The organism is Enterobacter cloacae complex sp. P40C2, assembly GCF_014930695.1.
In the GTDB taxonomy this organism is placed as follows: domain Bacteria; phylum Pseudomonadota; class Gammaproteobacteria; order Enterobacterales; family Enterobacteriaceae; genus Enterobacter; species Enterobacter pasteurii.
In genome coordinates this window covers 59064-65680 of the sequence record NZ_JADBRP010000018.1, presented here as the reverse complement: position 1 = coordinate 65680, position 6617 = coordinate 59064, and the positions used below count along the sequence as shown (strand labels likewise).

The window sequence follows — 6617 nt, the reverse complement described above, 5'->3', positions numbered from 1 at the left end:
CGGTAGTTCAGTCGGTTAGAATACCTGCCTGTCACGCAGGGGGTCGCGGGTTCGAGTCCCGTCCGTTCCGCCACTTATTAAGACATTAAGCCTGCCTTATCGGCAGGCTTAATGGCAAAAAACTTTAGGGGCGTAGCTCAGTTGGTAGAGCACCGGTCTCCAAAACCGGGTGTCGCGAGTTCGAGTCTCTCCGCCCCTGCCATATAGAATCCTTTGCTTCGGCAAAGGATTTTTTTTGCCCGTAAAACAGGCGAAAACCTTCCTGAAATTTGTGCAGCCTGCGTCTCCGCAGGCTTTTGCGTTAATCCAGTATGCTGATTTTCAAAAGATCTTTAATCTGCGACTGCTTATCGCTGTTTTGCAGCCAAATGGCATACAGCGGTCTGGAGAGCGTCGTCGAATCGGTGACAACATGGAGCTCAGGTTTATTATCTGCCCAGCGAACGGGTAGCCAGGTACACCCCTTCAGCGAGGGAAGCTGCTGGCAGGCGATCTCCGCAGAGCTTGTCGTGAGCTGCGGGATATCATCACTGGCAATTAACCCAGCCTCATGCTGCTGAAAGTCCGGGCCCCATTCCAGGCGTAAATAATTGAGGTCGGCCTTCATCATTGAAGGCTCTGTTGCATACAGCGCCAGGCTAAACTGCCCCACAATCTGGCTGCTAAATTCGTCCATCTTGGGCGCTTCGGTAGTGATCAGAAGATCCAGCTGGCGCTCGTGGAGTTGCTTTACCAGCGACTGACGTTGCGCAATTCGGGCCTCGAACTGTAGATGATTATGCGAGCGATACAGTCGCGTAAGCCACTGGCTGAGCATGCATTCCCACAGAGACGCGCTGGCTCCTATGGAGAATTCATTATGTCGGGAAGTGTGCGCAACCTCCTTTCGCGCCGCCTGCCAGGTATTCATCAAGGTTTCTGCATACGGCAGCAGTTTTTCCCCGGCCGGCGTTAAGCGGATATTGTTGCGATGACGGGTGAAAAGATTTACACCCAGTTGATTTTCCAGCTGTCGAATACGAAAACTGACTGCTGACTGCGTCAGGTAAAGGGCTTCAGCGGCTCGCCCAAAGTGTCGCGTTCTGCTCACTTCGAGGAAAGTTTTTAGCAATTCCGTATCCACATCTTTCTCCACAAAATTATTTGTCGTTATGATTTAAATGTTTTGTTTTACACTCTGTCAAGCGTAACTAATACTCCGCGCCATAAATAGCTCGGCCAAAGAATTAGGAGCGTGTAGGATGGCGGAAAGCTTTACGACGACTAATCGTTTTTTCGACAATAAACATTATCCGCGCGGGTTCTCTCGTCACGGCGATTTCACTATCAAAGAAGCTCAACTTCTTGAGCGCCATGGTTATGCCTTTAACGAGCTGGATCTGGGTAAACGTGAACCAGCAACCGAAGACGAAAAACAGTTTGTCTCTGTTTGCCGTGGTGAGCGTGAGCCGCAGTCTGATGCAGAACGTGTATGGATCAAGTATATGGCTCGCATCAAGCGTCCTAAGCGTTTCCATACGCTGTCCGGCGGTAAGCCGCAGATGGAAGGTGCTGAAGACTACACCGAGTCTGACGACTAAGAAGAGAAGGGGCTACGGCCCCTTTTTTTATGCCAGCATTTTTTGCAGATGCAGCAGCAACCGATCTATCGCCCGATAGCTAAGTGCCTCCTGCAAATGTCGCCTCTCAATTCCTGTGCAACCCTCCACGTCGGCGATAGTACGCGCTACTTTCAACAAACGCTGCCATGCGCGAATGGATAGCCCAAAACGCGTCAGCGTTTCTTCCAGCCAGCCTGCATCCTCCGCGGTGAGAGAACAGAATTGTCGGATCCCGGCGTTATCCAGCCGGGCATTCAGCGTGTTCTGACGAGCATACTGCCGCGCCTGCGCCGTAATGACGCGTTCCCGCACGACTGCCGAACTTTCGCCTTTCAAACCGGTTTGCCTCAGCAGGCCGGGAGGAGGCAGAGGGATCTCCAGCGATAAATCAAAACGGTCAAGAAAGGGCCCGGACAGCTTACTCAGGTAACGCAGCGTCTGCTCCGGCGTGCAGCGGTTATGGTTACCCTGATAATGGCCCGTTGGGCTGGGGTTCATCGCGGCCACCAGCTGAAACCGCGCAGGATAGCTTATTTTGGCTCGCGTACGAGAGAGATGGATCTCGCCAGATTCAATCGGTTCCCGCAGCGCATCCAGCACGCGGCGTTCAAACTCGGGTAATTCATCCAGAAACAGGATACCGTTGTGCGCCAGTGAGATTTCACCCGGTCCTGGAATTGACCCTCCGCCCACCATGGCGGTGAGAGACGCGCTGTGATGGGGAGAGCGAAAAGGGCGGCGGCGCCACTGCTTATGCAGCGACGTTGCGCTGACCAGGCTGAAAATCGCGGCGCTTTCGAGCGCTTCGTGATTATTGAGGGGCGGCAGCAGGCCGCTTAACCTGCTCGCCAGCATCGTTTTACCCGTGCCTGGCGGACCGATAAGCAGCAGATTATGCCCACCCGCGGCGGTTATCTCTAACGCCCGCTTACCCTGATCCTGACCCATAATATCGCTGAGGTCATCGGGCGAATCTGGCACCGCCTCGTCACTCTCCTGCGGTTCGGCAAGTTCGTGTCGGCCTTCCAGCCAGGCGCAAACCTCCTGTAAATGTCCCGCTACCAGACACCCCTTTTCGGCGATAAGGCTGACTTCAGAGGCATTTTCATTGGCTACAATGATTTGTCTCCCTGCGCGTATGGCTTCAAGCGCACTCGAGATAGCGCCGGGAACGCCTCTTAACGCGCCTGTAAGCGCTAATTCACCTACGAACTCGCAGGAGCTTAACGTCGGGGTGTTGAGCTGTTCAGAAGCCGCGAGAAGCGCTATAGCAATAGGTAAATCATATCGCCCGCCCTCCTTTGGTAAATCAGCAGGCGCGAGATTAATGGTGATCTTCTTCGCGGGAAAAGCATAACCGCTATTGATGATTGCACTGCGTACGCGATCCCTCGCCTCTTTGACGGTCGTTTCGGGTAAGCCGACAAGCGTCAGTCCGGGCAGTCCATTACTTAAATGGACCTCCACAGAAATAAGCGGTGCCTTCACTCCGATAGCCGCGCGTGTATAAACAACAGACAGTGACATAAGCACCTCCCTGGCGATGACTATGCCAGCGAGGTTGCGCGCTGTTTAGCGTTGAATGGCCGAATTACGGCGCGCGTTCCTGCTTTTTCGCGACAAACTGCAATCATTGCACGATTGCGGAACTGGCCTCGCAGAAAAGAAATGACGCGCGTTTTGCCTGCGGGAACCAGGCGAAAAAATGAAAAAACTTCATTTCCATTTTTTCCCTATATAAAACAAAGGTTTTAATGGAAATAGTTTGCCTGCTACAGAAATTCGCCATAAAAAAATCTTGTGCCATATGAAATATCTGTGGTAACTCTTTAGGTATTCCTTCGAACAAGATGCAAAAAGAACTGAAAATGACAGCCCTTCTACTAGTGATTAGCCTGGTCGTGATTAGCGTGGTGGTGATTATTATCCCACCGTGCGGGGCTGCACTTGGACGAGGAAAGGCTTAAGAATCAAGCCTTAACGAACTAAGACCCCCGCACCGAAAGGTCCGGGGGTTTTTTTATGACTAAAAAACTTAAATGAGGAGCAGAGAATGACCACTAGCACAAAATTCTGTTTCTCCAGATTTATGACGGGGAACTAACTATGAATGGGGCACAATGGGTAGTACATGCGTTGCGCGCGCAGGGAGTCGAAACCGTATTCGGTTATCCGGGTGGCGCAATTATGCCGATTTACGATGCACTGTATGACGGCGGCGTGGAGCACCTCTTGTGCCGACATGAGCAGGGCGCAGCAATGGCAGCTATCGGCTATGCCCGCGCGACCGGGAAAACCGGCGTGTGTATGGCGACCTCCGGTCCGGGTGCGACTAACCTGATTACCGGCCTGGCTGACGCACTGCTCGACTCCGTTCCCGTGGTGGCGATCACTGGCCAGGTGGCCTCTCCGTTCATCGGTACCGATGCCTTCCAGGAAGTTGACGTGCTTGGCTTATCCCTGGCCTGCACCAAACACAGCTTCCTCGTTCAGTCCCTCGAAGAGCTGCCGCGCGTGATGGCCGAAGCGTTCGAGGTTGCCAGCTCTGGCCGCCCGGGCCCGGTTCTGGTTGATATCCCGAAAGATATCCAGGTTGCGCTCGGCGATCTGGAGCCGCACTTCTCCACCGTGGAAAGCGACGATGCGTTTCCGCACGCAGAGGTTGAAGAGGCGCGTCAGATGATGGCGCAGGCGAAGCAGCCGATGCTGTACGTGGGCGGCGGTGTGGGCATGGCCCAGGCCGTTCCGGCGCTTCGCGCGTTTATCGCCACCACGCAAATTCCTGCCACCTGCACGCTGAAAGGTCTGGGTGCGGTAGAGGCGGATTACCCGTACTACCTCGGCATGCTGGGAATGCACGGCACCAAAGCGGCTAACCTGGCGGTGCAGGAGTGCGACGTGCTTATCGCTGTCGGAGCGCGTTTTGACGACCGCGTTACCGGCAAGCTGAATACCTTCGCGCCGAATGCCAAAGTCATCCATATGGATATCGATCCGGCGGAAATGAACAAGCTGCGTCAGGCGCACGTCGCGCTGCAGGGCGATCTCAACGCGCTGTTACCGGCGCTGGCACAGCCGCTGGAGATCGGCGCATGGCGCCAGCACACCGCAGACATGCGTGCTGAACATGCCTGGCGTTACGACCATCCCGGCGAGGCCATCTACGCGCCGCTGCTGTTGAAGCAGTTGTCCGACCGTAAACCGGCAGACAGCGTGGTGACAACGGACGTGGGCCAGCACCAGATGTGGTCAGCCCAGCACATGACCTACACCCGCCCGGAAAACTTCATCACCTCCAGCGGCCTGGGCACGATGGGCTTCGGCCTGCCTGCTGCCGTGGGTGCACAGGTTGCCCGCCCGAACGATACCGTTATCTGTATCTCCGGTGACGGCTCCTTCATGATGAACGTCCAGGAGCTCGGCACCGTTAAGCGCAAGCAGTTGCCGCTGAAGATCGTATTGCTCGATAACCAGCGTTTAGGAATGGTGCGTCAGTGGCAGCAGCTGTTCTTCCAGGAGCGTTACAGCGAAACGACCCTGACCGATAACCCCGATTTCCTCACTCTGGCCAGCGCCTTCGGTATCCCTGGCCAGCACATCACCCGTAAAGACCAGGTTGAAGCGGCACTCGACACCATGCTGTCAAGCGAAGGGCCTTACCTGCTTCATGTCTCAATCGACGAGCTTGAGAACGTCTGGCCGTTGGTACCGCCCGGTGCCAGTAACTCACAAATGCTGGAGAAATTATCATGATGCAACATCAGGTCGCCGTGCAGGCTCGCTTCAACCCGGAAACCTTAGAACGCGTTTTGCGCGTGGTCCGTCATCGCGGTTTTCAAATTTGCGCAATGAATATGGAAACGGCCACCGACGCGCAAAACATCAGTATCGAATTAACCGTTGCCAGCCCGCGGCCGGTCGACTTACTGTTTAGTCAGTTATCAAAGCTGGTAGACGTTGCCCATGTTGCCATCTGCCAGAGCACAACCACATCACAACAAATCCGCGCTTAAGCGTGACAGGACGAAAAAATGACGACAAAAAAAGCTGATTACATTTGGTTCAATGGTGAGATGGTTCGCTGGGAGGACGCGAAGGTCCACGTGATGTCCCACGCGCTGCACTACGGTACTTCCGTTTTTGAAGGCATCCGTTGCTACGATTCTCACAAAGGGCCAGTGGTGTTCCGCCATCGCGAACACATGCAGCGTCTGCATGACTCAGCCAAAATTTATCGTTTCCCGGTCTCTCAAAGCGTGGATGAGCTGATGGAAGCCTGCCGCGAGGTGATTCGCAAGAACAACCTCACCAGCGCCTATATTCGTCCGCTGGTCTTCGTGGGCGACGTCGGCATGGGCGTAAACCCGCCAGCCGGTTACAGCACCGATGTGATCATTGCCGCGTTCCCGTGGGGCGCCTATCTGGGTGCGGAAGCGCTGGATCAGGGGATCGACGCCATGGTGTCTTCCTGGAACCGCGTTGCGCCTAACACCATTCCAACCGCCGCTAAAGCGGGCGGTAACTACCTCTCCTCACTGCTGGTCGGCAGCGAAGCGCGCCGCCACGGCTATCAGGAAGGTATCGCACTCGACGTCAATGGCTACATCTCCGAAGGCGCGGGCGAAAACCTGTTCGAAGTGAAAGACGGCATTCTGTTTACCCCGCCGTTTACCTCCTCCGCGCTGCCGGGCATCACCCGTGACGCGATCATCAGGCTGGCGAAAGATCTCGGTATCGAAGTGCGCGAGCAGGTGCTGTCCCGCGAATCCCTGTATCTGGCCGATGAAGTCTTTATGTCCGGTACCGCCGCTGAAATCACGCCGGTGCGCAGCGTAGACGGGATCCAGGTGGGCGAAGGCCGCTGTGGTCCGGTCACCAAACGCATTCAGCAGGCGTTCTTCGGCCTCTTCACCGGCGAAACAGAAGACAAATACGGCTGGTTGGATCAGGTTAATCACTAAATATAAATTTGGGACGGCACGCACCGTCCCACTGCATAGTCAGACGGGAGTAAAT

At 55.1% G+C, this 6617-nt stretch carries 8 protein-coding genes and 1 tRNA gene; 7 read left to right on the top strand and 2 right to left on the bottom strand.

The genetic code is table 11. From position 1 onward, the window contains the following. Positions 1-126 precede the first annotated feature (126 nt). A tRNA-Trp gene (locus tag IM304_RS21490) sits at positions 127-202 on the top strand. A gap of 99 nt (positions 203-301) precedes the next feature. Here IM304_RS21490 and hdfR read toward each other — a convergent pair. Beyond that, positions 302-1123: an HTH-type transcriptional regulator HdfR gene (hdfR, locus tag IM304_RS21485; protein ID WP_148422503.1), complete on the bottom strand. Its 822-nt coding sequence runs from the start codon at positions 1121-1123 to the stop codon at positions 302-304. A 118-nt stretch (positions 1124-1241) separates the two neighbouring features. On the opposite strand from hdfR, the gene IM304_RS21480 reads away from it, so the two are divergent. Next, the gene (locus IM304_RS21480; protein WP_006808641.1) at positions 1242-1580 is read left to right on the top strand and encodes a DUF413 domain-containing protein; all 339 of its coding nucleotides are present in this window, start codon (positions 1242-1244) and stop codon (positions 1578-1580) included. A 27-nt stretch (positions 1581-1607) separates the two neighbouring features. On the opposite strand, the gene IM304_RS21475 is transcribed toward IM304_RS21480, so the two are convergent. Beyond that, positions 1608-3128 (bottom strand): YifB family Mg chelatase-like AAA ATPase, encoded by a 1521-nt coding sequence (locus tag IM304_RS21475; protein ID WP_193355540.1) that lies wholly within the window; start codon positions 3126-3128, stop codon positions 1608-1610. 341 nt (positions 3129-3469) lie between these two features. On the opposite strand from IM304_RS21475, the gene ilvL reads away from it, so the two are divergent. The 5 genes from ilvL (at position 3470) to ilvE (ending at position 6562) form a co-directional block, all read left to right on the top strand. After that, positions 3470-3568: an ilv operon leader peptide gene (gene ilvL / locus IM304_RS21470; RefSeq protein ID WP_023620831.1), complete on the top strand. Its 99-nt coding sequence runs from the start codon at positions 3470-3472 to the stop codon at positions 3566-3568. A gap of 86 nt (positions 3569-3654) precedes the next feature. After that, a complete protein-coding gene (gene ilvX, locus IM304_RS21465; RefSeq protein ID WP_166792073.1) occupies positions 3655-3705 on the top strand; it encodes a peptide IlvX in 51 nt (16 codons plus the stop codon). A 2-nt stretch (positions 3706-3707) separates the two neighbouring features. After that, positions 3708-5354 carry an acetolactate synthase 2 catalytic subunit gene (gene ilvG, locus IM304_RS21460; protein WP_176609210.1) on the top strand — a complete coding sequence of 549 codons (1647 nt, stop codon included), beginning with the start codon at positions 3708-3710 and terminating at the stop codon, positions 5352-5354. Next, entirely contained in the window at positions 5351-5614 is a 264-nt protein-coding gene (gene ilvM, locus IM304_RS21455; protein ID WP_148422463.1) for an acetolactate synthase 2 small subunit, read from the top strand. The genes ilvG and ilvM overlap by 4 nt, the downstream gene beginning before the upstream one ends. A gap of 18 nt (positions 5615-5632) precedes the next feature. Further along, positions 5633-6562, top strand: a complete 930-nt coding sequence (gene ilvE / locus IM304_RS21450; RefSeq protein ID WP_176609211.1) for a branched-chain-amino-acid transaminase — start codon at positions 5633-5635, stop codon at positions 6560-6562. The last annotated feature ends 55 nt before the right edge of the window (positions 6563-6617 follow it).

Coding starts and splice junctions, on each gene's coding strand:
- ilvL (WP_023620831.1), top strand. CDS start 3,470: ATGACAGCCCTTCTACTAGTGATTAGCCTGGTCGTGATTAGCGTGGTG.
- IM304_RS21475 (WP_193355540.1), bottom strand. CDS start 3,128: ATGTCACTGTCTGTTGTTTATACACGCGCGGCTATCGGAGTGAAGGCA.
- ilvE (WP_176609211.1), top strand. CDS start 5,633: ATGACGACAAAAAAAGCTGATTACATTTGGTTCAATGGTGAGATGGTT.
- IM304_RS21480 (WP_006808641.1), top strand. CDS start 1,242: ATGGCGGAAAGCTTTACGACGACTAATCGTTTTTTCGACAATAAACAT.
- ilvG (WP_176609210.1), top strand. CDS start 3,708: ATGAATGGGGCACAATGGGTAGTACATGCGTTGCGCGCGCAGGGAGTC.
- ilvM (WP_148422463.1), top strand. CDS start 5,351: ATGATGCAACATCAGGTCGCCGTGCAGGCTCGCTTCAACCCGGAAACC.